The organism is Bradyrhizobium jicamae, assembly GCF_018130215.1.
Taxonomy (GTDB): Bacteria; Pseudomonadota; Alphaproteobacteria; order Rhizobiales; family Xanthobacteraceae; genus Bradyrhizobium; species Bradyrhizobium jicamae_A.
Genome location: NZ_JAFCKQ010000002.1, coordinates 101,638 through 124,861, shown reverse-complemented (window position 1 = coordinate 124,861; position 23,224 = coordinate 101,638). Strand labels below are relative to the sequence as shown.

Below are 23,224 nucleotides of genomic sequence, written 5' to 3'. Positions count from 1 at the left end.
CTTGGGGTCATGCTGGCGGTGGTCGAGACATCCGACCCGGCGTGGGCGCAGAGTGCGCAACCGCTCGGCCCGGTGGTCGTCTCCCCGCCGACGCAACGGGGCAATACCGCCCAGCGCAACGCGGAGACCCGCGGTCCGGCGAAGCGCGCCCGGCGCGCTGCGCACCAGAGTACGCCAACGCCGGTACCCACGCCGGCACCGGCTCCGGTCACGGCGAGCACGCCACTGAACAGCGGCGTCGTTGCCGCCAGCGCGACCCTACTCGGCCTCACCGTGCATGAAACGCCGGCAAGCGTCGAAGTCGTCAGCCAGCAACGGATGCAGGAGCAGGGATACCGCACCACCACCGAGGCCGCACAGGGCGCCGTCGGTGTGCTGTCGGGCGACGCGGGAGGTGCGTTCGGCAGCTTTTCGATGCGCGGTTTCACCGGCAGCGAAGTCACTGTGCTCTACAACGGGATCTGGATCGGCCCGCAAGACATCACCTCTCGCGTGATGGATTCGTCGAGCCTGCAGCAGATCGAATTCCTCAAAGGACCCTCATCGATCATGTCGGGCCTCGGCGCGATCGGCGGTTCCGTCAATTACGTCAGCAACCAGCCGACTACCGGGCCGATCAGGAACCAGCTCGATACGTCGATCGACTCGCTCGGCACCTACCGCACCCATTTCGGCTCGGGTGGCAGTACGACGCTGCCGGGACTCGACTACCGCTTCGACATCGGCACGTCGAAGGTCAACAGCTTCATCGACGGCGACTACCAGCAGCTCAGCAACGTCTCGGGACAGTTGAATTACCGAGTCAACGAGTCCTTCAAAGTGTTCGGTGCGATCGAGTACAAGCAGGACGATGGTCACGCCTATTGGGGCACGCCGTTGACCACAACGACGTTCTCGGGGCCGTTCTCGACCCACGGCGTCGTCGCCGGATCGGCGATCAACACCTTCGATGGCGTCACCGTGATCGCTCCCGTCACCATCGACTCCCGAACGGTGGACACGAACTACAACGTCGCGGACAATTCCGTCGGCGCGAAGGAGTTGTGGCTGCGCGGCGGATTCGAATGGAACGTCAGCGACAGCGTGACGATCAAGAACCAGGCCTATGCCTACGGCGCACGACGCCACTGGTATGACAGCGAGACCTACGCGTTCGATACTGCAACATCGATGATCGACCGCGACCGGTTCTTCGTGACGCACAAGCAGCAAGTCATCGGCGACAACACCGACGTTATCTGGAACACGTCGTTCTTCGGCATGGAAAACCGGCTCGCGACCCAGTTCTCCGTGAGCCGCAACGACATCACGTTCACGCAGGAAGGCGGTAATACATATCCCGACGATTCCGTGGACGTCCTCAATCCCGTTCCCGGCGTCTACGGCGTGCAGTCGCCGGATGTCCGCAACAGCCATCTTACCGACGCCGCGATATCGGTCGAGGACCGGCTCAAGCTCACGCCGACGCTGTCCCTGATCGGTGGCATTCGCGTCGAGGACCTGACGCTGTCGCGCGATGGCGTCAATTTCGATGGCTCGATCCCCGCGGGTCAGCCCTTCTCCACGACCTGGAATCCGGTGTCCTACCGGGGCGCCATTACCTTCGAACCGATCAAGGGCCTGATGCTCTACGGCATGTATGCGACGGCCTACGATCCCGCCGCCGCCGGCATCTTCTCGGTGACACCGGGGACGTCGCTGGAATTGACCAGCGCCCGTATCTATGAGGCCGGGCTCAAGATGATCTCCGACGACAAGCGTGCGGAAGCAACGTTTGCGGCCTACGACATCGTTCGCAACAACGTCTACGTAGCGCTGACCAACGCGGTTTCGACGCTCGCCGGCGAGGTCCACACGAAGGGCGTCGAGCTGTCCGCGGCCGTCCGCCCCATCGACAATGTCAAGATCTGGGGCAATGTTGCCCTGACGCAATCGCGCTATGGCGATTTCGACGTCTGGACCGGGAACACGCCCTCGAACGTCGCGCCCATCGTGATCACTGCGGGCGCATCCTACCGGTTCAACGATTGGCGCTGGCCAGTCGAGATCGGCGGCTCCGTCCGTCACGTCGGCCAACGCTATCTGTTCGAGGACGACCTCACGGCCATGCTGCCCTACACCACGGCGGATCTCTACGCCTTCGTCGACATCCCGGGCCGCGATCTCAGGTGGCAGGGGCTGGAGACGATGCGCGTGACCTTCCGCGTCCGCAACATTACCAACGCACTCTACGCGCAATGGTCCGATCCGGGCTATCCGGATCAGGTCTATCTCGGTGCGCCGCGAACGTTCGAGCTATCGGCGTCGGCAAAGTGGTGAAATCATTGATTTGCCCGACGGCACAAGCCCTCTCGTGAAAAATATTTCGGTTTATCGCAATGGCAAATCAATGTATAGAATTTCCCGTCCCACCCGAATGAGGGGCGGCTCGCGATCGTCACGAACGTGGTGTGGGATGCGGTGGACGCTGCGCGTGCGACTGACGAGGGCACGCAAGGCGGACGGCGAAATCGTGCAGGCCTGACGCCCTAGTGGCAGGTGTCCTCTCGTGAAGCGTGCGAAAGCATCTTTGCGAAAGCGGTGACAAAAGAGCCCAGTCTCGCCGGGGAGAGCACGTATAAGCAGTAACCCATCGCGCAGGGAAAGCCGGGTTGTTTCCGGTTACACCTGTGGTCCTACCCCGGTGCTACCTTTGTTGCACCGGGCCCATGGGTGCGATCGGCACCCGGCTTTCCCTGCGCCCTCTGCCAGGTCAGAGAGCGAAACGAGATGCAAGCCTCGGGCAATCATGTCGCGAGAATGCGGATGTGCGCTCACGGGTCATGCAACAAATTCCGTGTCGTCCCTGCGACGGCAGCCCGTCACGGCAGGCTGATGAACTCGACCCAGTTCGGCTTTTTCCCGACCGGGTAGGATTTCAGTTTGGTCAATGCGCCGCCCGCCGGATCGATATTGTAGACCGTCATGCTGTCGGACAATTCGCCGACCGCGGCGAGATAACGCCCGGACGGATCGATGTTGAAGCCGCGCGGCTGCCGCTCGGTCGGTACGTTTCCGATCGGCGTCAATTGCCCGGTCGCGGCATCCACCTTGAAGGCGGCGATCGTGTTGGACCCCCGCTCGGACGCATAAAGGAAACGCCCGTCCGGCGTGAGGTGGATGTCGGCGGCCCACGGCTTGCCGTTGAAGCCGGACGGCAGCGCCGTGATGCGCTGGATCTCCTGCCAGATGCCGTCACGCCCGTGATAGCTGAATACGGCGACGTCGCCGTTCAGTTCATGGACCAGATAGACGAACTTGCCGGTCGGATGAAACACGAAGTGCCGCGGCCCGGACTTGTCCGGAACCTTGATGACGGGCGGATCGTTCGCCGTGAGCGTGCCGCGCGCCGCGTCGAAACTGAAGCTCAGCACCTGGTCGGAGCCGAGATTGGTCGCGAACACGAAGCGATTGGCGGGATCGGGCAGGATGGCATGGGCGTTCAGCCCGGTCGGGATCACCTGCCTCGGCGCGCCGACCACGCCGTTGGCCTCGATCGGACTGACCGCGACCTTGTTGCCGCCATAGGACGCGCTGAACAGCACCTTGCCGGTGCGGTCCATCGCGATGTTCGCCATGCTGTCGGCGAGCGGGCCGTTGCCGATGTGACTGAGCATGCCGGTGTTCGGGTCGACCGCAAAGCTGACCGCAAGATAGGGTTGCGAGCGCACGCCGGCGATCAGGATATGGCGGTCCGAGCTCACCGCGAGCGGGGTCGACGACCCCGTCTTCTCGACGCCGACAAGCTGCGCCGTCTGCACCGGCGTCATCTCGCCGGTCTCGGGCGCGAGACGAAACACGCTGATGTCGTTGCTATCGGCATTGGCCACATAGGCGAACGTATCGGCCATCGCCGCTCCTCCCTCGGCCACGTTCGCCGTCAACGCAAGCGGCAGCGCGATGGCGATCGCGCGCATCAACCCGGTCCTGGTCGATCCGGTCCTGGTCGATCCGGTCATGGGGCCTCCTCCGGCTTGTGTTGCCGAACCGATGATAGCGAGGCAGCCGCGGTCGCACCAAAACCGAATTGCTATCGATCGATGCCGGGAAAGCATCGCTGCGGCCATGCGAACGCCGGCAATATCAGCGGCAAAGCGCCGCTGCCCCCGCTGCGGCGCAACAATCAAAATGAGACTGCCCGTCAAGCCGGCGCAGGGCGACGCCATCCGCGATCCGCCCGCTATCGGCTAGCCTTGCGCGCAACAGCCGGACGTCCGCGCCACAAGCGCACGCCGGCGAAAACGCGCCAGGGAGGAGCACGATGTTGAAAGGCAGTGTGGGACTGATTGCGTTGGGCAGCCTGTTGCTATCGGGCACCGCGTTCGCTCAGGAGAAGATCAAGGTGGGCGTCACCGCGACGCTCGAGGGCACATACACGGTGCTCGGTGAGGACGGCATCCGCGGCTTCCAGACCGCGCTCAACGTCCTCGGCAAGAAGGTCGGCGACAAGGAGCTGGAATTCGTCATCGCCTCGACCGACGCGACGCCCGATTCCGCGGTACGCGCGGTGCGCAAGCTGATCGAGCAGGACAAGGTGCAGATCCTGCTGTCGCCGTTGTCGGGCGACGAGGGCATCGCGGTGAAGAATTTTGCGAAAACCCATCCCGAACTGACGTTCGTCAACGCCGCCTCCGGCGCGCAGGAGACGACCTATGTCGATCCGTCGCCGAATTTCTTCCGCTACAACATGGACGGCGCGCAGTGGCAGGTGGGGCTGGGCAAGTACGCCTATGAGACCAAGGGCTACCGCAAGATCGCGACCGTCGGCGAGGACTACTCCTTCATCTACACCCAGGTGTTCGGCCTCGTGCTCGAGTTCTGCGGCGCCGGCGGCCAGGTCACCAACCGGCAATGGGTGCCGCTCGGCACCAAGGATTTCGCCTCGGTCATCGCCGCACTGCCCGACGATGTCGATGCGATCTACCTCGGACTCGGCGGCGCAGATGCCGTCAATTTCCTGAACCAGTACCAGCAGGCCGGCGGCAAGGCGCATCTGATGGGCGGCTCGATCATGATCGACCAGACCATCCTGTCGTCGAAGGGCAACGCCAAGAACGCGCTGATCGGCACGATCGCGGCGAGCGGCCAGGCCGACACCTGGGAGGATCCGGGCTGGCAGAAGTTCGTGAAGGACTATCAGGACTCCTTCCCGCCCAACAAGCGCTTCCCGAGCCCGTCGCTGCTCGCGACCAATTACTACGGCTCGACCATGGCGCTGATCCTGGGGCTCCGCCAGGTCAATGGCGACCTCTCCAACAACCAGGCCAAGCTCAAGGATGCGCTGGCGAAAATCGAGATCGACGCCCCCAACGGCAAGATCAAGCTGGACTCCAACCGGCAGGCGATCGGCACCAACTTCGTCACCGAGGTGGTGGACGACGGCAAGGGTGCGCTGTTCAGCAAGGTCGTGAAGGTGATCCCGAACGTCAACCAGACGCTGGGCTACGATCCGGCGGTGTTCGCCAAGATCGGGCTGCCCAGCCGCACCGTTCCGGAGTGCAAGAAGTACTGACGCTTTTTTGCAGTGCGAGCGAGCCGGTCGTGGCTGACCTGTGCGGTAGCAAAAGGCGGCCTGCTCGCCCTTGCTTTCCTTCCGCGGATGATGAACGCTGGTCGAAAAGACAAGAACATCCCGCGGGAGGGAAGGCATGAGCAAGGCGCTTGCCGTCTTCCACGGCCGGTTCGGTCGCGCGACGGTCTATCAGTTGAACCGGCCCTTCAACGTGCATGCGCACCGCGAAGGGCACCTGATTTTTCATGTCGGGGGCACCCCGGCGCAGATCGACGTGTCCGAGCAGCGCTTTCTGCTCAAGGACTCGTCCGTGGTCGCGGTCAACCCCTGGGAGCCGCACAACTTCCTGCCGTCCGACATGGACCACGGCGCGATCTTCTTCGTGCTCTATGTCAACGCCGAGTGGTTCGCGCCGGCTGCGGCAAACGCGCAGGGTTTGCGCTTCGGTCGCACCTACTTCCCGCGCACCGCGGCGCTCGACAAGCTGATCCGCCGCACCGCAGCGCTGGTGTGCGGTGCACCGTCGCTGCGCAGCCTCGATTGCGAGCTGCGACAGCTGATCGATTCCTGCTACGAGGAAAGCTGGCAGCCCTCCGAACCGGCGCAGGAGGCGCGCGCGGCGGCCGCGATCACCGATTTCCGGGTGCGCAAGTCGATCAAGCTGATGTCGGAAAGCCCCGGCGCCGAGATCGAGCTCGATGCGATCGCGCGGGAGGCCGGCCTGTCGCGGCCGCATTTCTACCGGCTGTTCCGCACCCAGACCGGCGTCACGCCGCACCTCTACATGAACACGCTGATCATGGAGCAGGCGCTGGATGCGCTGGTCGCAACCGAGGCGCCGATCGCCGATATCGGCTTCGATCTCGGCTTCTCCTCGCAAAGCGGCTTCACCCGTTTCTTCGCCGCCAATGTCGGCATGGCCCCGACCGATTACCGCCGCGCCGCCAAGGTGTTGCGGCCCTAGGAGGGTCCGGCGGCACGATAAAGATACTGTCGATCAAATCCGCACGCTTCGCCCTCGATAGGATGCCCGAAACGCGGCCCTTTGAGACGGTCGCGCATGAGGGAACGCGAGGGAGATGACCCGATTCATCGAACGCCATCCGGTCTGGGCGCTGATCGTCATCATCGCGGTCGCCGTCCTGCTGTGGCTGGTGTTCGCGATCTGGCCACCCGGACTGGAAGCCGCCGTTGGCCGCAAGCGCGTGTTCCTCAACGCGATCCTGAACGGCATCACGCTCGGCGGGCTCTATTTCCTCGTGGCGAGCGGCTTCACGCTGATCTTCGGCCTGATGCGCAACGTCAATCTGGCCCACGGCTCGCTCTATCTGTTCGGCGGCTATATCGGCTACGCCATCAGTACCTGGACCGGGTCCTGGATCCTGAGCTTCATCGTCGCCTTCATCGGCGTCGCACTGCTCGGCGTGCTCCTGCAGATCGTGGTGTTCCGCCGCATGGAGGGGCAGGACCTGCGTCAGACCATGGTGACGATCGGGCTGTCGATCGTGTTCGCCGACCTGATGCTATGGGTATTCGGCGGCGACTTCTACCAGGTGCAGACCCCGAGCTGGCTGATCGGTCCGGTGCCTCTGCCGCTGATCACGGCGGTGAAGTCCTCGGGCGAGCCGGTCTACCTGCAATATCCGCTGGTGCGGCTCGTGATCTTCGTGGCCTCCGTCGTGATCGGGATCGCGATGTGGCTTGCGCTCAACCGTACGCGGATCGGCATGATCGTGCGTGCCGGGGTCGACGACCGCGACATCCTGGCCGCCACCGGCGTGCGGATCCAGCTGGTGTTCGTGCTGGTGTTCGCGCTCGGCGCAGGGCTCGCCGGCATCGCAGGCGTGGTCGGCGGCACCTTCCAGTCGCTCTCGCCGGGCGAGGATACCCGCTTCCTGCTCGCCTCCCTCGTCGTCGTGATCGTCGGCGGCATGGGCTCGATCCCGGGGGCGGCGCTCGGCGCCGTCATCATCGGCCTCGCCGAGCAGCTCGGCTCGGTCTACATCCCGACCTACGCCATCGTCGTCACCTTCCTGATCATGGTGCTGGTGCTGGCGCTGCGGCCGCAGGGCCTGCTCGCGAGGCGATGAAATGTCGTTGCTGCAGAGCACCCAGCTTCGCCCCGACGCATCCGCTTCAGCGGCACGCCGCGCCTTCATCCGCGCCTGGCCGGAATTCCAGAACCCGGTGGCCTGGCTGGTGGCGCTGATCCTCGTGATCATGCCGCTGATCGCCAACGGATTCTTCCTGATCGAGATCTTCGGCACCACGCTGATCCTCGGCATCATCGCGCTGAGCCTGATGTTCCTCGCCGGCTATGGCGGCATGGTCAGCCTGATGCAGCTGACGATCGCGGGTTTTGCCGGCTACATGGTCGCGGTATTCGGCGTCAGCGCCAATACCAATATCAGCCTCGGCTGGCCGTGGTGGCTCGCGACCCCGATGGCGCTGGCGCTGGCGACGCTGTTCGGCACGCTCGGCGGCGCGCTCGCGGTGCGCACCGAGGGCATCTACACCATCATGATCACGCTGGCGATCGGCGCGGCGTTCTACTACTTCACCAACCAGAACTGGGCGATCTTCAACGGCCACACAGGCATCAACACCGTGGCGACGCCGCAATTCTGGGGCGTCGACTGGCGTTCCGACATTGCCTTCTACTACGTCATCCTCGGCGTCGCCGCGATCTGCTACTTCGCGGTCCAGTACGTCTCGCGCGCGCCGTTCGGCCTCGCGCTGCAGGGCGTGCGCGACAATGCGCGTCGCATGGCCGCGCTCGGCTTCAACACCAACGCGCACCGCATCGCGGCCTACGCCTTCGCCTCATTCGTCGCCGCGCTCGGCGGCGTGCTGCAGGTCTGGAACTACCGGCAGATCTCGCCCGGCTCGGTCAGCGTCGGCGCCTGCATCGACATCCTGATCATCGCCATCGTCGGCGGCATCACCCGGCCGATCGGCCCGTTCATCGGCGCCCTCATCTTCGTCCTGCTGCGCACCTTCGCGCTCGATTTTCTGGTCAAGGTCGGGCTCGACGGCAATCGCTTCCGCCTCCTGATCGGGCTTGGCTTCCTCGCCATCGTGTTCTGGTCGTCGGACGGCGTGATCGGCCTGTGGGAGCGCTGGCGCCGCCGCGATGCGTCGGCGGGGGCACGGCCAGGCGGAGGCCGCCATGGATAGCGTCGCACAACGGTTGTCCGCGGTCGGCGCAGGCGCCGCACTGGAGCTCCGCGGCGTGACGCGGCTGTTCGGCGCACTCGCGGCGCTCACCGACGTCACCATCACGGTGCGGCCCGGCGAGCGGCGCGCGGTGCTCGGCTCGAACGGCGCCGGCAAGACCACGCTGTTCAACTGCATCACCGGCGACTTCCCGCCCTCGTCAGGCACGATCCGCTTCTTCGGCGAGGACATCACCCAGTTCCCGCCCTATGAGCGCATCCGTCGCGGGCTGCGCCGCACCTACCAGATCTCGGCGCTGTTTCCCGGCCTCACCGTGCAGGACAATGTCTATCTCGCCTGCCGGGGTGTATCGCGCGGCCGGTTCTCGTTCCTGCGTCCGGGTCAGAACGATGCGCTGATGCACGCGACCGAGACGCTGGTGCAGGCCGTGCATCTGACCACCGTGAAGGACCAGCGCGTCGCCGAGCTGGCGCATGGCCAGCAGCGCCAGCTCGAGATCGCGCTCGCGCTCGCCGGCGCGCCGCGCTTCATCCTGTTCGACGAGCCGGCCGCTGGATTGTCGCCGACCGAGCGGCGTGAGCTGATCGAGATCCTGACCTCGCTGCCGGCGCATATCGGCTACATCATCATCGAGCACGACATGGACGTCGCGCTGCGCGTCGTCGAGAGCGTGACGATGATGCACAACGGCCGCATCTTCAAGGAAGGCCTGCCGCGCGAGATCGAATCCGATCCCGAGGTGCAGGAGCTTTATCTCGGAGGCGGCCATGAATGACCGCCGCACCGTGCCCGCGCTCGAGGTGAAGGGCCTCGATGTCTATTACGGGCATTCGCACGCCTTGCAGGGTGTCGACCTGACGCTCGAGGCAGGCGTGTTCTCGGTGGTCGGCCGCAACGGCATGGGCAAGACCACGCTGTGCAAGGCGATCATGGGTCTCGTCCGCGCCAGCGCCGGCTCGATCCGCATCCGCGGCGAAGAGGTGACGCGGCTCAATCCGGCACGCATCGCGCGGCTCGGCGTCGGCTATGTACCGCAGGGCCGACGCCTCTGGCGGTCGCTCACCGTCGACGAACACCTGCAGCTGGCAGCCGGAATGCGTCGCGGCGCATGGTCCACCGAGCGCATCTACGACACCTTCCCGCGCCTTGCCGAGCGCAGGAACCACGGCGGCAGTCAGCTCTCGGGCGGCGAGCAGCAGATGCTCGCGATCTCCCGCGCATTGCTGACCAACCCGCAGCTCCTGATCATGGACGAGCCGACCGAGGGCCTCGCGCCCGTCATTGTCGCGCAGGTCGAGGAGATGCTGGTTCGCCTCGGCGATGAGGGCGACATCTCGGTTCTGGTCATCGAGCAGAATATCGGCGTGGCCACGGCGGTGTCGCAGAACGTTGCCATCATGGTCAACGGCCGCATCAACCGCATCATCGAGTCCGCGCGCCTGTCGGCCGATCGCGACCTGCAGCAGCGCCTGCTCGGCGTCGGCATGCACGGCGCGGACGAGACCGAGGGCGTGGCCGGTCCGGCGAAGCCGAAAACGGAGGGCGCGCCACAGCCGGAACGCAAGGGCCCGGTCCGCATCTACGTCTCCAATCCGGTGCTGCCGACGCGCTGGTCGCAGCCGGTGCCGATCGCCCGGATCGAGGCCGCCGCGCGCACGCAGTCGGCCGGTGTGACCCGGCTCGAGGAGGCAACGCGGCAACGGCGCGAGCCGACACCGGCCCGCACGTCCGGGCCGCCGGTCGTGCTCGTCGTCGGCACGCTCGACACCAAGGGCGCGGAGCTGCGCTTCATCCGCGACATCGTTGCGGGGAGCGGCCTGCGCGCGCGGCTGGTCGACGTCTCGACCACCGGCAAGGCGTCGAGTTGCGACGTCACCGCGCAGGAGATCGCGCTGAACCACGGACGTGGCGGTGCCGCCGTGTTCGGCACTGATCGCGGCGCATCGGTAACGGCGATGTCGGATGCATTCGAGCGATGGCTGCGCCGCCAGGGCAATGTCGCCGGGATCATCTCGGCCGGCGGCTCCGGCGGCGCATCGCTGGTCGCGCCCGGCATGCGCGCACTGCCGGTCGGCGTGCCGAAACTCATCATTTCCTCGGTCGCCTCGGGCGATGTCGGCCCCTATGTCGGCCCCGCCGACATCACCATGATGTATTCGGTGACCGACGTGCAGGGCCTCAACTCGATCTCGCGCACGGTGCTCGCCAACGGCGCCAACGCGCTGGTCGGCATGGTCAAGGCCAGGCTCGATGCGCAGGCCGGCAAGCCGCGCGAGGAAGCAGCCGCGCTTCCCGCTGTCGGCATCACGATGTTCGGCGTGACGACGCCGGCCGTGCAGAAGATCGCGGCCGACCTCCGCGAGGATTTCGAATGCCTCGTGTTCCACGCCACAGGCGTCGGCGGCCGCTCGATGGAGAAGCTGGTCGATTCCGGGCAACTCGCCGGCGTCATCGACCTCACCACGACCGAGGTTTGCGATCTTCTGATGGGCGGCGTGTTCCCGGCGACCGATGACCGCTTCGGCGCGATCATCCGCAGCCGCGTGCCCTATGTCGGGTCGGTCGGCGCGCTCGACATGGTCAATTTCGGCGCACCCGACACAATTCCCGAGCGCTACAGGCAGCGCAAGTTCCACGTCCATAATCCGCAGGTCACGTTGATGCGGACCACGCCCGAAGAAAACGACCGGATGGGCCGCTGGATCGGCGACAAGCTGAACCAGATGGACGGCGTGGTGCGATTTGTCCTGCCCGAAGGCGGCGTCTCCGCGCTCGACGCACCCGGTCAGCCGTTCTGGGATCCCGACGCCGACACGGCGCTGTTCGGTGCGCTGGAGCGCACCGTGCGCCAGACCAGCAACCGGCAGATCATCCGCGTCAAGCGCAACATCAACGATCCCGAGTTCACCGCCGCCATCGTCAGCGCGTTCCGCCCTCTGCTCGGACGCGCGCGCGGGCGGCGGAGAGTGGCGAGGTGACCCATGGCCAGGTTTGAACGCGCGGCGCTGCTCAAGAGGTTTCGCGACATGGTCGCGCGCGGCGAGCCGATCGTCGGCGGCGGCGCCGGCACCGGCCTGTCGGCCAAATGCGAGGAGGCCGGCGGCGTCGACCTGATCGTGATCTACAATTCGGGCCGCTATCGCATGGCCGGCCGCGGCTCGCTGGCCGGCTTGATGCCCTACGGCGATGCCAATGCGATCGTCGTCGAGATGGCCGGCGAGGTACTGCCGGTGGTGACCAGGACGCCGGTGCTCGCCGGCGTCAACGGCACCGACCCCTTCCGCGACATGGACGTATTCCTCGACCAGCTCAAGGCATTGGGATTCGCAGGCGTGCAGAACTTTCCGACCGTCGGCCTGATCGACGGCATCTTCCGCGCCAATCTCGAGGAGACGGGGATGTCCTATGCGCTCGAGATCGACATGATCGCGAAGGCGCATGACAAGGACATGCTGACGACGCCCTACGTGTTCAGCGAACAGGAGGCCGCGGCGATGGCGATCGCCGGCGCCGACATCATCGTCTGCCACATGGGCCTGACCACCGGCGGTACGATCGGCGCGCAGACCGCGCTGAAGCTTGCCGACTGCCCGGCGCGCATCGAGGCCTGGGCCGAGGCCGCGCTCAGCGTCAATTCCGACATCATCGTGCTCGCGCATGGCGGTCCGATCGCGGACCCTGCGGACGCCGATTTCATCATGAAGAAGACCCGCAACTGCCACGGCTTCTATGGTGCATCCTCGATGGAGCGCCTGCCGGTCGAGCGGGCGCTGACGGATCAGGTACGCAAATTCAAGGCGATCGGCGCGCGATGAGCGCCGTGACCAAGGGAGGACAAGATGTCGGGGATGCTGATTGGTGAATTGATCCTCTGGCTCATCGTCGCGATCGTCGCGATCATCATCGTCGTCTATGTCGTGAACTGGCTGTATCACCGCTCGTCGAAGGAGGTCTCCTTCGTCCGCACCGGCTTCCTGGGCGAGCGCGTGGTGATCAATGGCGGCGCCTTCGTGCTGCCGTTCATCCACGACTACACGCCTGTCAACATGAACGTGCTGCCGATGGGGATCGTGCGCTCGAGGCAGGACGCCGTGATCACCCGCGACCGGATGCGCGTCGACATCGAGGCCGATTTCTACGTCCGCGTTCAGCCGACCCGCGAGGCCGTCTCGATCGCGGCAGCCACGCTGGGCCGACGCACCATGGAGCCCGAGCAACTCCATACCCTGCTCTCCGGCAAGTTCATCTCCGCGATCCGTTCCGTCGCCTCCGAAATGACGATGGAGCAGATGCACGAGCAACGCGGCGATTATGTCGCCCGCGTCAAGGCAAATGCCGCCGAGGCGCTGGCGCAGAACGGTCTCGAACTGGAATCGGTTGCCATCACCGATCTCGACCAGACCGATCTCGAATATTTCAATCCCTCGAACCGCTTCGACGCCGAGGGCCTGACCCGCCTGATGGAGGACATCGAGGCCAGGCGCAAGCTGCGCAACGACATCGAGCAGGACTCGATGATCAAGATCCGCACCCGCAACCTCGAGGCCGAACGGCAGGCGCTCGACATCGAGCGCGAGAGCGAGACCGCGCGGCTGGAACAGGAACGCGACATCGAGATGCGCCGCGCCCTGCAACGCACCGAGGTCGCGCGCGAACGCGCGCTGCGCGAGACCGAGGCCGAGCAGGCCCAGATCACCGCGCGCGAAGCCATCGAAAAGGCTCGCATCGCCAACGAGCTTGCCATCACAGAGGCGCGCATCGCCTCGGAGCGCGAGACCAGGCAGCGGGAGATCGAACGGACGCGCGCCGTCGAAGAGAAGGAACTGCTGGCCCGCGAGGAGATCGAGAAGGCCAGGATCGCCAACCAGCGCTCGGTCGACACCACGCGTATTGCATCGGAACGCGAGGTCCGCCAGCGCGAGATCGAGCGGATGCGCACGGTCGAGGAAGCCGAGATCGCGGCGCGAGAGGCGATCGAGAAGGCCCGCATTCAGCAGGATCGGGTCGTGACGGACGCGCGGATCGCCAATGAGGAGGAAACCCGCCGCCGCGAGATCGAGCGCACACGCGCCGTCGAGGAGGCCGAGATCGCCGCCCGCGAGGCGACCGAGAAGGCACGCATCGCCCAGACCATGACGGTCAATGTCGAGCGCATCTCGTCCGACGAACGGACCCGCGCGCTGGAGATCCAGCAGGTGCGTACCATCCAGGAGGCCGAGATCGAGGCGCAGAAGGCGGTCGAAGCCGCCCGTATCGTCAGAGAGAAGACGCTGGCCGCCGAGCGGATCACGGCCGACCACACGACGCGCAAGCTGGAGATCGAGCGCAATCAGGCGATCGAGATCGCCGGGATCACCGCGCGCGAGGCCACCGAGGCGTCGCGGATCGGTCAGGAAGAGCGCGTCCGGGCGCTCGAGATTGCCCGCACCCGTGCAGTCGAGGAAGCTGATATCGCGTCCCGCGAGGCGATCGAGGCCGCGCGGATTGCTCAGGAGAAGGCGGTCGCCGCCCAGCGCATCCGTGCCGAGCGCGACACCCGTGGGCTCGAGATCGAGCGTACCGAGGCGATCGAGGCCGCCGAGTTGAAGCGCCGGGATGCGATCGAGCGGCAGCGCATCGACGTCGAGCTGGCGCTGGAGAGCGAACGGATTGCCTCTTCCCGGACCCGGGAGGTGCTCAATATCGACCAGAAGAAGGCGGTCGAATTGGCCGACGAGGACCGCGTCATTGCGCTCGCGGCCAAGCGCTCGGAGCGCATCGATGCCGACCGGCAGGTCAGGCAGGCCGAGATCGTCGCCCGCAAGGAAGTCGAGACCACCGACGTCTCCCGCGAGCAGGCGCTCGAGACGGCGCGGATCGGGCGGCGGCGCGCCATCGAGCAGCTCGAGGTTGCCCGCAATCAATCGCTGCAGGAGGCCGAGATCGCCGCACGCGAGGAGGTCGAGCGTGCCCGCATCGCCTCCGACCGCGGCCTCGACGAGGCCAGGATTGGCCGCGAACGCGAGCTGCGCAAGCTCGAGGTCAACCGCGAAAAGGACGTCGAGACCACACTGATGGAGAAGGCGATCGCGATCCATCAGAAGTCGCTCGAGGAGTCCGCGGCGCGCGCCGCAGCCGAGGAGGCGCGGATGCGCGCGACCGAGGCCGCCGAACGCGTCGTCACCGCCCGCGAAAGCGAGATCGCAAAGCGGCGCAAGACCGTCGAGGTGCTGCTGGCGGAGAAGCAAGCCGAGGAGACCCGGATCGCGGCCGAGGCCGAGCGGGTTCGCGCGGCCGTCGAAGCCGAGGCGCAACGCATGCTCAACGAGGCCGAGAACGTGCTCACCGACCAGGCGCGCTACTCGCTGTTCCGCCGCAAGCTGCTCGACCGGATCGAGGGGATCGTGCGCGAGAGCGTCAAGCCGATGGAGAAGATCGAGGGCATCCGCATCCTCCAGGTCGATGGCCTCAACGGCAACGGCCATGGTGGTGGCGGCAGCGGCCGCAGCGCAACCGACGAAGTGATCGATTCGGCGCTGCGCTACCGCGTGCAGGCACCGCTGATCGACTCGATACTGTCGGATATCGGCGTCGAGGGCGGCAGCCTGGCAAAAATGCCGGGACTGATCCGCGAGGCCCGCGACATGCAGGGCATCAAGGACTCCACGCGCAAGAGCGGCGGTGACGCCAAGCCGGCAGCATCGTCCGAAGGCTCCGGCGAGCCGCCTCGCCCCGAGCGCACGCCGCGCAAGAAGGACTGAGCTGACGCCATGGCAAGGGTCTACGTCTCTACCGTCGTCAACGCCCGCAACGATCGCGTCTGGGCCCGCGTGCGCGACTTCAACGGCATGCCGAACTGGCATCCCGCGATCGCCGAAAGCCGCATCGAAGGCGGCGAGCCTTCCGACAAGATCGGCTGCGTCAGGGATTTCCGCCTGCGCAACGGCGATCGCATCCGCGAGAAGCTGCTTGGCCTGTCCGACTACGACATGTTCTGCACCTACTCGATCCTGGAATCGCCGATGGGGGTCGAGAACTATGTCGCGACGCTGCGATTGACGCCGGTCACCGATGGCGACCAGACCTTCCTGGAATGGACCGCCGAGTTCGACTGCGCGCCGGAGCGCGAAACGGAACTGGTCAACAACATCGGCGGCAACGTGTTCCAGGGCGGATTCGACGCGCTGAAGCGTGCGTTCGGAGGATAGGCCGTGCCGCACATCGTCAAGAGCACGATCCTGGACGCGCCGACCGACGCGGTGTGGGCCGTGTTGCGCGATTTCAACGGCCACGACCGCTGGCATCCGGCGGTCGCGACCAGCGGCATCGAGCGCGCGCAGCCTTCCGACAAGATCGGCTGTGTCAGGCGGTTCAAGCTGAAGGACGGCGCCGAGCTGCGCGAGCAATTGCTGGCGCTGTCCGATCTCGAGCAGTCGTTCAGCTACTGCCTGCTCGATACGCCGGTCCCGATGTTCAACTATGTGGCCCATGTCCGGCTGTTGCCGGTCACCGACGGTGACCGCACCTTCTGGCACTGGGAATCGCGCTTCACGACGCGGCCGGAAGACACCAGCCGCATCACGCACATGGTCTCGGAAGACATCTACCAGGCCGGATTCGAGGCGATCCGCCGGCATCTGAGGGAGGCGGCCTAGCCGCGGAATAACATCATGCCTGTGACGGTGAAGACATTTGGCTCCTCCGGCGAGGCGGCGGCGGCGCTGTCGGCGGACCGCAATGCGCGCTATCTCGGCGGCGGCACGCTGGTGATGCGAGCGCTGAACGAGGGCGACATCTCGATCTCGACCATCGTGCGCGCCAGCGACCATGCGATGACGCGGATCGAGGCGACAGGCGCACGGATCACGCTCGGCGCCGGCGTCACTTACGCGCGCATCCTCGCCGAACGCGACCTCGCCTTCCTGCACTCCCCGGCGCGCTCGATCGGCGGTCCGGCGGTGCGCAACATGGGCACGGTCGGGGGCAATCTGTTCGCGCCGAACCCGTATGGCGACTTCACGGTCGCGATGCTCGCGCTCGACGCTGTCGTCTCGGTGCAGGGCGGTCTCGGCAGCCGTGAGGTGCCGATCGAGGAATTCCTGCAGTCGCGCGATCGCCAGACCGGCACGCTGGTGCTGGCGATCTCCTTTGCCAAGCCGGGCAGCCCCGACGCCTTCCACTACCGCAAGATCGCGCGGATCAAGCCCAAGGGCGGCGCCGTGATCACGCTCGCTGCTCATCTGCCCATGAACGGCAGCCGCATCGTCGGCGCGCGCGTCGCGCTCGGCTCGATGGCGCCGACCCCGATCCGTGCCCGCGCTGCAGAACGCGCGCTGGAAGGACGGTCGCTCGACGCGTCCACGATCAACGCCGCCGCAGCAGTAGCCGTCGAGGGCACCACGCCCGGCGACAACGCGCTCGCCAGCGCCTGGTATCGCCGCGAGATCGTCGGCGTGCACCTGAAGCGCCTGTTGTCCGGTCAGGAATAGAGCATCATGGCGAAGACTCCGCTCCAGTTCCGACACAACGGCCGTGACGTCGCGATCTTTGTCGACGGCGGCACCAACCTCCTGGTCGCGCTGCGCGAGCTGATCGGCGACATGACGCCGAAGTTCGGCTGCGGCCAGGGCGGCTGCGGCACTTGCAGCGTGCTGATCGACGGCGAACTGCACCTGTCCTGCCTGACGCTTGCCGAGACGGTCGCCGGCCGCTCCATCGAGACTCTCGACGGCATCAAGGACGGTCCGAACCTGCATCCGCTGCAACGCGCTTTCGCCGACAATTTCGCCGCCCAGTGCGGCTACTGCACACCGGGCATGCTGATGGCTGCGAAGGCGCTGCTCGACCGCAATCCGCAGCCCAGTCGCGCCGAGGTCATCGAGGCGATCTCGGGCAACATCTGCCGCTGCACCGGCTACGAGCCGATCATCAACGCCGTGCTCGCGGCCGCTTCCGGCGGCCGGGCACGGGCGTAAGGGAACCGAACCATGCTGGAACTGCGCAAGGACATCTTCGCCGACGAGCGGGATGACAATCTGAAGGAGATCGGCAAGGGCACGCAGCGGCAGGACATGCTCGGCCATGTCACCGGCACCTCGCCCTATTTCGACGACCACAAGCTGCAGGGCATGCTGCATCTGAAGGTCGTCCGCAGCGCCCATTCGCACGCGCGCCTGCGCCGCATCGACACCAGCGAGGCCGAGCGCTCGCAGGGTGTGCGGCGGATCATCCGCGGCTCCGACGTGCCGCGCAATCTGAACACGCTGCTCAGCCTGATCAACTTCGGCAAGGATGACGAACCGTCGCTTGCGGTCGACAAGGTGCGCTACAAGGGTGAGCCGATCGTAGCCATCGTCGCCGACAGCCCGCGCGAGGCGTATGAGGCAATCGCCAAGGTCAAGATCGACTATGAACCGCTGCCGGCGGTGTTCGACGTCGAGGACGCGCTGAAGCCGGGCGCGCCCGTGGTCAACGAGGTGTACCCCAGGAACACCTTCACCTACTACGAGACCTATGATCGCCAGCAGCTGCGCTTCGGTGACGCCGACCGCGCGCTGGCTTCCGCCGACCATGTTCTGGAGCAACGCTACCAGATGTCGCCAATCGAGCATGCGCCGACCGAGACCAACGGCTCGATCGCGGCGCCCGATACCAACGGCCGCTACATCGTCTATACCTCGACCCAGGCGCTGTTCTTCTCGGTCGACACCTGCGCGAAAATCCTCGATGTGCCCTCCAACACCTTCCACTTTATCGGCGGCACGGTGGGCGGCGGGTTCGGCGGCAAGGTCGATACACTCACCGAGCCGCTTTGCATCCTCGGCGCGATGCTGACGGGGAAGCCGGTCCGCTACGTGTTCGGGCGCGAGGAGGAGATGCAATATGGTCCGCCGCGCGGCGCCGAACGCATCTATATCAAGGATGGCGTGATGCGTGACGGCCGCGTCGTCGCGCGCAAGATCCGGGCCTATTTCGACAGCGGCGCCTATACGCGCCTGTCGAGCTACGCGGCGGTGAAGTGCGCCGCGCACCTGCCCGGCCCCTACACGATCCCCAACGTCCATGGCGACGTCTATTGCGTCTTCACCAACCGCACGCCCGCGACTGCAATGCGTGGCTTCGGCGTCACGGCGATGGACTTCGCCATCGAGTGCCAGATGGACAAGCTCGCTCATCTCGTCGGCATGGACCCCATGGAGTTCCGGATTCTCAACGCGTATCGCGACGGCGACATGAAGGCGCACCGCCGCGAGGCCAAGAACACGGCACTGATCGAGTGTGTCCAGGTTGCCGCCGAGAAGGCCAAATGGCCGCTCCGCGAGGAGTTCAGGCGGATGTCGTCGCGCAAGGATGGCGGCGGAATCCGCGCCGCTGTTCCGTTGACGCCACGCGAGCCGCATGCGCCGCCGGTCGCGCCCGCCCAGCAGCGCACGACGTATGACCGTGCACCGGCCGCGACGCGCGAGCCGCCGCCCCCGCAGCCTCCGCCGTCCTCGCCTCCGCCGCCGCGACCCACGGCGCCATCGCATGGCGCCACCCGCTTCTCATCCGTCTTCGGCACCAGGAGGCGCTGATCATGACAAGGCATCGCGGACGCGGCATCGCATCGGTCAACTATCCCATCGGCATGAATCTCGGCGGCGATCCGAGCCAGGCGCTGGTGCATTCCAACCCCAGCGGCAAGTTCACTGTGGCGCTGTCCTCGATCGATCTCGGCCAGGGCATGAAGTCGGTGACGCGGCAGATCTGCGCCGAGACGCTCGGCGTTCCGGTCGAGGACGTCTATGTCGACACCGCGGATTCCGACACCGGGCCGCACTGCATGGGCTCGTTCGCCTCGCGCGGCACGCACCGCGTCGGCAACGCGGTCATGGCGGCAGCGCGGGAGGCGCGCGGCGTGATGATGGAGGCGGCCGCCGAGGAGCTGGAGGTGAACGCCGCCGACCTCGAGACCGACGGCCGCGGCAACATCCATGTCAAGGGCGCGCCGCACCGTTCGATCTCGACCAAGGACGTCGCGATCGCCGCGCAGTTCAAGCAGGGCAAGACGATCTCCGGCCGCGGCATCTTCCTGGTGCCGCTGTCCGACGTCGACCCCGAAACCGGCGAGATGTCGCCGGCGACATGCTATGCGCATGCCTGCCTCGTCGCCGAGGTCGAGGTCGACGACGAGACCGGCGAGGTCGACATGGTCAGGATGGACTCGGCCTACGAGCTCGGCCGCGCGCTGAATCCGCGGCTGGTCGAGCAGCAGCTCGTCGGCGGCGCCTGGATGGGCGTGAGCCACGCGCTCTATGAGACGCCGGAGCCGTATTATCCCGATCCGGTGCACGGACCGCGCGACTTCGTCGAATATCTGATGCCGGGTCCCGGCGATATCTGCCCGCACGATATCGCCGTGCTGGAGCGTCCCGCGCCCGACGGCCCGTTCGGCGCCAAGGGACCGGGCGAGATGTGCGCCAATCCGGTGCTGCCCGCGGTCGCCAACGCGATCTTCAATGCCGTCGGGGTCAGGATCGACGATTTGCCGATCACGCCGGAGAAGGTGTTGCGCGCGATCAAGGCGCAGGGCGGCGCGCGACCGCAGGCGCGGCGCTGAGGTCACGACATGCCGGTCCGCAGCAACATCGTCGGCATCGACAGCCCCGAGGCACTGGAGAAGGCGCTGCGCGCGGCCTATTACCTCGCCGACGACGGCGTCGCGACCGCCTCCTATCTCTCGCTCGCGCTCGGCAAGCCGCTGCTGCTGGAGGGCGCGCCGGGCGTCGGCAAGACCGAGGCCGCCAAGGCGATCGCCGCCGTGCTCGGCCGCAGGCTGATCCGCCTGCAATGCTATGAGGGCATCGACGCCGCCGCCGCGCTCTACGAGTGGAACTATCCGCGTCAGATGCTGGCGATCCGCCAGGCGGGCGAGGAGAGCATCGACATCTATGGCGAGTCCTTCCTGATCGAACGTCCGATGCTCGCCGCATTGCGCGCGCCCGATGCCACGGTGCTGCTGATCGACGAAATCGACCGCGCCGACCAGGAGTTCGAGGCCTTCCTGCTCGAATTCCTCTCCGACTTCCAGATCTCGATCCCCGAGCGCGGCACCGTACGCGCGGCAGAACATCCGGTCGTCGTGCTGACGTCCAACCGCACGCGAGACCTGCACGAGGCATTGCGGCGGCGCTGCGTCTATCACTGGATCGACTATCCGAATGCCGAGCGCGAGGCGCGCATCGTGATGATGCGAGCCTCGAGCGTCGCCGAGGCCACGGCGCGGGCCGTTGTCGCGGCCGTCGGCAGGCTCCGCCGCGAGCCGTTGAGCAAGGCGCCCGGCATCGCCGAGGCCGTCGACTGGGCGGAAGCCGCGACCCTGCTGCACAGGGGCGGCGCGCGCTGGCCCGACGCGTTCAAGCGGTCGATTGGCGTGGCGCTGAAGGACGAAGAGGATCTGCATTTCATCTCTCCGCGTCTCGATGCACTGATCGCGGAGGCGGCTGCGTGAGCGACGACCTCCAACTTCCACGGGCCGCGCGAGTCTTCATCTCCTTCGTCGCATTGTTGCGCGCCAACGGATTCTCCGTCGCGCCGGAGCAGACGACCAGTTTCCTGGCGGCAATCGAACTGCTCGGACCGCGCAGCCTCGAGCACATCCGCCGGGCCGGGCTTGCGACGCTGGCACCGCCGCCGGAGCGGCGGCCGACATATGACCGTCTGTTCGATATCCATTTTCGCGGCGCGGAGGCGATCGAGCAGGCCGAGGGCGAGGACGAGGAGACTGTTCGCCTGCAGGAGGAGGGCCGCGGCGGCGACGAACCGCCGCTCGCGGACGAGGCCAACGAGTCCGGTCTCGCCGCGGCGCGGGCCGAGGCGCTGGTCGAGCGCCGTTTCGCCCAGACCGCGACCAGCGATCCGCTGCGGCAGTTGTCGCGCGAGGCTGCAAGACGATTGCCGCGACGGCGCGGCCACAGGCGGCGGCGCGCCCGCTCCGGCCCGTTCGCCGACCTCCGCCGCACCCTGCGCGACAGCGTGCGCAACGACGGCGAGGTGCTGCGGCTCGGCCGCCTGCGCCGGCGCGAGCGCCCGCGCAAGATCCTGCTCTTGATCGACGTCTCCGGCTCGATGAAGGCGCGCACCGAGGAGAACATGAAGCTCGCGCACGCGCTGGTGCAGTCGGCGGGCAATGTCGAGGTCTTCACCTTCGGCACGCGGCTCACGCGCGTGACCGGTGCCTTGCGGCTCAAGCGCCGGGAGCAGGCGCTGAACGCCGCCGCGTTCCTGGTCAGCGACTGGGACGGCGGTACTCGCATCGGCGATGCGCTGCAGGCGTTCCTCGCCGTGCCGCGGTTCGGCGGATATGCCCGCGGAGCTGCGGTCGTGATCGTCTCTGACGGCCTCGAGCGCGGCGATCCGGCCGCGCTGCGCGATGCCGTCGCAAAACTGTCGCGGCGGGCCTGGCGGGTCAGCTGGCTGACGCCGCTCGCGACATCGCCTGGCTTCCGGCCGCAAACCGAGGCGCTGGTCGCGATCCAGCGCTTCGTCGATGATCTCGTGGACGGCGGATCGAGCGCGGCTGTCGTCGCGCATCTGCTGTCGCTTGGACGAAGGAGAGCTGCGTGACCGACATCGTCGACGGACACCACCACATCTGGCGAAAGTCCGATCTCGCCTGGCTGTCCGGCCCGATGCAGCCGCGCATCTTCGGTCCCTACGAGCCGATCCGCCGCGACTATCCGATCGAGGAATATCTCGACGACGTCAAGGGCACCGGCGTCGTCGGCTCGGTCTACGTCCAGACCAACTGGCCGAACGGCAGGTTCGAGGACGAGGCGGCCTGGGTGCAGCAGACCGCCGACCAGCACGGCTGGCCGCACGCGCTCGTCGCCTATGCCGACTTCTCCGTCGATGATGTCCGCCGGCAGCTCGATCGGCTGGCCCGCTATCCGCTCGTCCGCGGAGTGCGCATGCAGCTGCACTGGCACGAGAAGGAGCTGTATCGGTTCGCTGCACGTCCCGACCTCTGCGCCGATCCCGTGATCCGGCGCAATGTCGGACATCTCGCCGGCTACGGCTGGAGCTTTGATTTGCAGGTGTTCGCGCCGCAGATGGTTGACGCGGCAGGCCTCGCCGAGGCGTGTCCCGACGTGATGTTCATCCTGCAGCACGCCGGCATGCTGGAGGATTTGTCGCCGCAGGGGCGTGCCGCGTGGCGCACCGGCATGGCGCGGCTGGGGCAGTGTCCGAACGTGGTGTCGAAGCTGTCCGGGCTCGGCACCTTCATCCACCGCAACGATCCCGCGCACATCGCCGAAATCGTCACCGACACGGTCGCGATCTTCGGCGCCGATCGCTGCCTGTTCGGCTCGAACTTTCCGATCGAGAAGCTGTGGACCAGCTATCGCGACCTGGTGGGTGCCTTCCGCGCCGCCGCGGAGCAGCTGCGGCCCGAGCAGCGAGAGGCGATCTTCAACAAAACGGCTGCGCGGGTCTACCGGCTGGAGCGGTAGGCACGCTGCGCGCGAGGAGACGAGC

The 23,224-nt window shown here is 66.5% G+C and carries 19 protein-coding genes; 18 read left to right on the top strand and 1 reads right to left on the bottom strand.

Going from position 1 to position 23,224, the window contains the following annotated elements; all coding sequences use genetic code 11:
• The first annotated feature begins 9 nt into the window (after nt 1-9).
• Nucleotides 10-2,319: a TonB-dependent siderophore receptor gene (locus tag JQ586_RS03610; RefSeq protein WP_212393123.1), complete on the top strand. Its 2,310-nt coding sequence runs from the start codon at nt 10-12 to the stop codon at nt 2,317-2,319.
• A gap of 542 nt (nt 2,320-2,861) precedes the next feature.
• On the opposite strand, the gene JQ586_RS03605 is transcribed toward JQ586_RS03610, so the two are convergent.
• A complete protein-coding gene (locus JQ586_RS03605) occupies nt 2,862-3,956 on the bottom strand; it encodes a lactonase family protein (RefSeq protein ID WP_409410958.1) in 1,095 nt (364 codons plus the stop codon).
• Nucleotides 3,957-4,300: 344 nt separating this feature from the next.
• On the opposite strand from JQ586_RS03605, the gene JQ586_RS03600 reads away from it, so the two are divergent.
• From JQ586_RS03600 to JQ586_RS03520, 17 genes are all read left to right on the top strand, one after another.
• Nucleotides 4,301-5,551 carry an ABC transporter substrate-binding protein gene (locus tag JQ586_RS03600; protein ID WP_212393122.1) on the top strand — a complete coding sequence of 417 codons (1,251 nt, stop codon included), beginning with the start codon at nt 4,301-4,303 and terminating at the stop codon, nt 5,549-5,551.
• A gap of 136 nt (nt 5,552-5,687) precedes the next feature.
• The gene (locus JQ586_RS03595) at nt 5,688-6,515 is read left to right on the top strand and encodes an AraC family transcriptional regulator (protein ID WP_212393121.1); all 828 of its coding nucleotides are present in this window, start codon (nt 5,688-5,690) and stop codon (nt 6,513-6,515) included.
• A gap of 115 nt (nt 6,516-6,630) precedes the next feature.
• Nucleotides 6,631-7,641 (top strand): branched-chain amino acid ABC transporter permease, encoded by a 1,011-nt coding sequence (locus tag JQ586_RS03590; protein ID WP_212393120.1) that lies wholly within the window; start codon nt 6,631-6,633, stop codon nt 7,639-7,641.
• A 1-nt stretch (nt 7,642) separates the two neighbouring features.
• Entirely contained in the window at nt 7,643-8,728 is a 1,086-nt protein-coding gene (locus JQ586_RS03585) for a branched-chain amino acid ABC transporter permease (RefSeq protein ID WP_212393119.1), read from the top strand.
• Entirely contained in the window at nt 8,721-9,503 is a 783-nt protein-coding gene (locus JQ586_RS03580) for an ABC transporter ATP-binding protein (RefSeq protein ID WP_212393118.1), read from the top strand. The genes JQ586_RS03585 and JQ586_RS03580 overlap by 8 nt, the downstream gene beginning before the upstream one ends.
• Nucleotides 9,496-11,706 (top strand): ABC transporter permease, encoded by a 2,211-nt coding sequence (locus tag JQ586_RS03575; protein ID WP_212393117.1) that lies wholly within the window; start codon nt 9,496-9,498, stop codon nt 11,704-11,706. The genes JQ586_RS03580 and JQ586_RS03575 overlap by 8 nt, the downstream gene beginning before the upstream one ends.
• A gap of 3 nt (nt 11,707-11,709) precedes the next feature.
• Nucleotides 11,710-12,543: a phosphoenolpyruvate hydrolase family protein gene (locus tag JQ586_RS03570; RefSeq protein ID WP_212393116.1), complete on the top strand. Its 834-nt coding sequence runs from the start codon at nt 11,710-11,712 to the stop codon at nt 12,541-12,543.
• 24 nt (nt 12,544-12,567) lie between these two features.
• Nucleotides 12,568-15,468: a flotillin domain-containing protein gene (locus JQ586_RS03565; RefSeq protein WP_212393115.1), complete on the top strand. Its 2,901-nt coding sequence runs from the start codon at nt 12,568-12,570 to the stop codon at nt 15,466-15,468.
• A 9-nt stretch (nt 15,469-15,477) separates the two neighbouring features.
• Nucleotides 15,478-15,915: an SRPBCC family protein gene (locus tag JQ586_RS03560; protein WP_212393114.1), complete on the top strand. Its 438-nt coding sequence runs from the start codon at nt 15,478-15,480 to the stop codon at nt 15,913-15,915.
• A 3-nt stretch (nt 15,916-15,918) separates the two neighbouring features.
• Nucleotides 15,919-16,362 (top strand): SRPBCC family protein, encoded by a 444-nt coding sequence (locus tag JQ586_RS03555; protein ID WP_212393113.1) that lies wholly within the window; start codon nt 15,919-15,921, stop codon nt 16,360-16,362.
• A 15-nt stretch (nt 16,363-16,377) separates the two neighbouring features.
• Entirely contained in the window at nt 16,378-17,196 is an 819-nt protein-coding gene (locus JQ586_RS03550; protein WP_212393112.1) for a xanthine dehydrogenase family protein subunit M, read from the top strand.
• 6 nt (nt 17,197-17,202) lie between these two features.
• Nucleotides 17,203-17,682, top strand: a complete 480-nt coding sequence (locus tag JQ586_RS03545) for a (2Fe-2S)-binding protein (RefSeq protein ID WP_212393111.1) — start codon at nt 17,203-17,205, stop codon at nt 17,680-17,682.
• A 12-nt stretch (nt 17,683-17,694) separates the two neighbouring features.
• Nucleotides 17,695-19,281 (top strand): xanthine dehydrogenase family protein molybdopterin-binding subunit, encoded by a 1,587-nt coding sequence (locus JQ586_RS03540; RefSeq protein ID WP_212393110.1) that lies wholly within the window; start codon nt 17,695-17,697, stop codon nt 19,279-19,281.
• A gap of 2 nt (nt 19,282-19,283) precedes the next feature.
• Nucleotides 19,284-20,306, top strand: a complete 1,023-nt coding sequence (locus tag JQ586_RS03535; protein WP_212393109.1) for a xanthine dehydrogenase family protein molybdopterin-binding subunit — start codon at nt 19,284-19,286, stop codon at nt 20,304-20,306.
• Nucleotides 20,307-20,315: 9 nt separating this feature from the next.
• Nucleotides 20,316-21,197, top strand: coding sequence for a MoxR family ATPase (locus tag JQ586_RS03530; RefSeq protein ID WP_212393108.1), 882 nt, complete (start codon nt 20,316-20,318; stop codon nt 21,195-21,197).
• Nucleotides 21,194-22,312, top strand: a complete 1,119-nt coding sequence (locus JQ586_RS03525; protein ID WP_212393107.1) for a VWA domain-containing protein — start codon at nt 21,194-21,196, stop codon at nt 22,310-22,312. The genes JQ586_RS03530 and JQ586_RS03525 overlap by 4 nt, the downstream gene beginning before the upstream one ends.
• Nucleotides 22,309-23,199: an amidohydrolase gene (locus tag JQ586_RS03520; RefSeq protein WP_212393106.1), complete on the top strand. Its 891-nt coding sequence runs from the start codon at nt 22,309-22,311 to the stop codon at nt 23,197-23,199. Before JQ586_RS03525 ends, JQ586_RS03520 begins: the two co-directional genes overlap by 4 nt.
• The last annotated feature ends 25 nt before the right edge of the window (nt 23,200-23,224 follow it).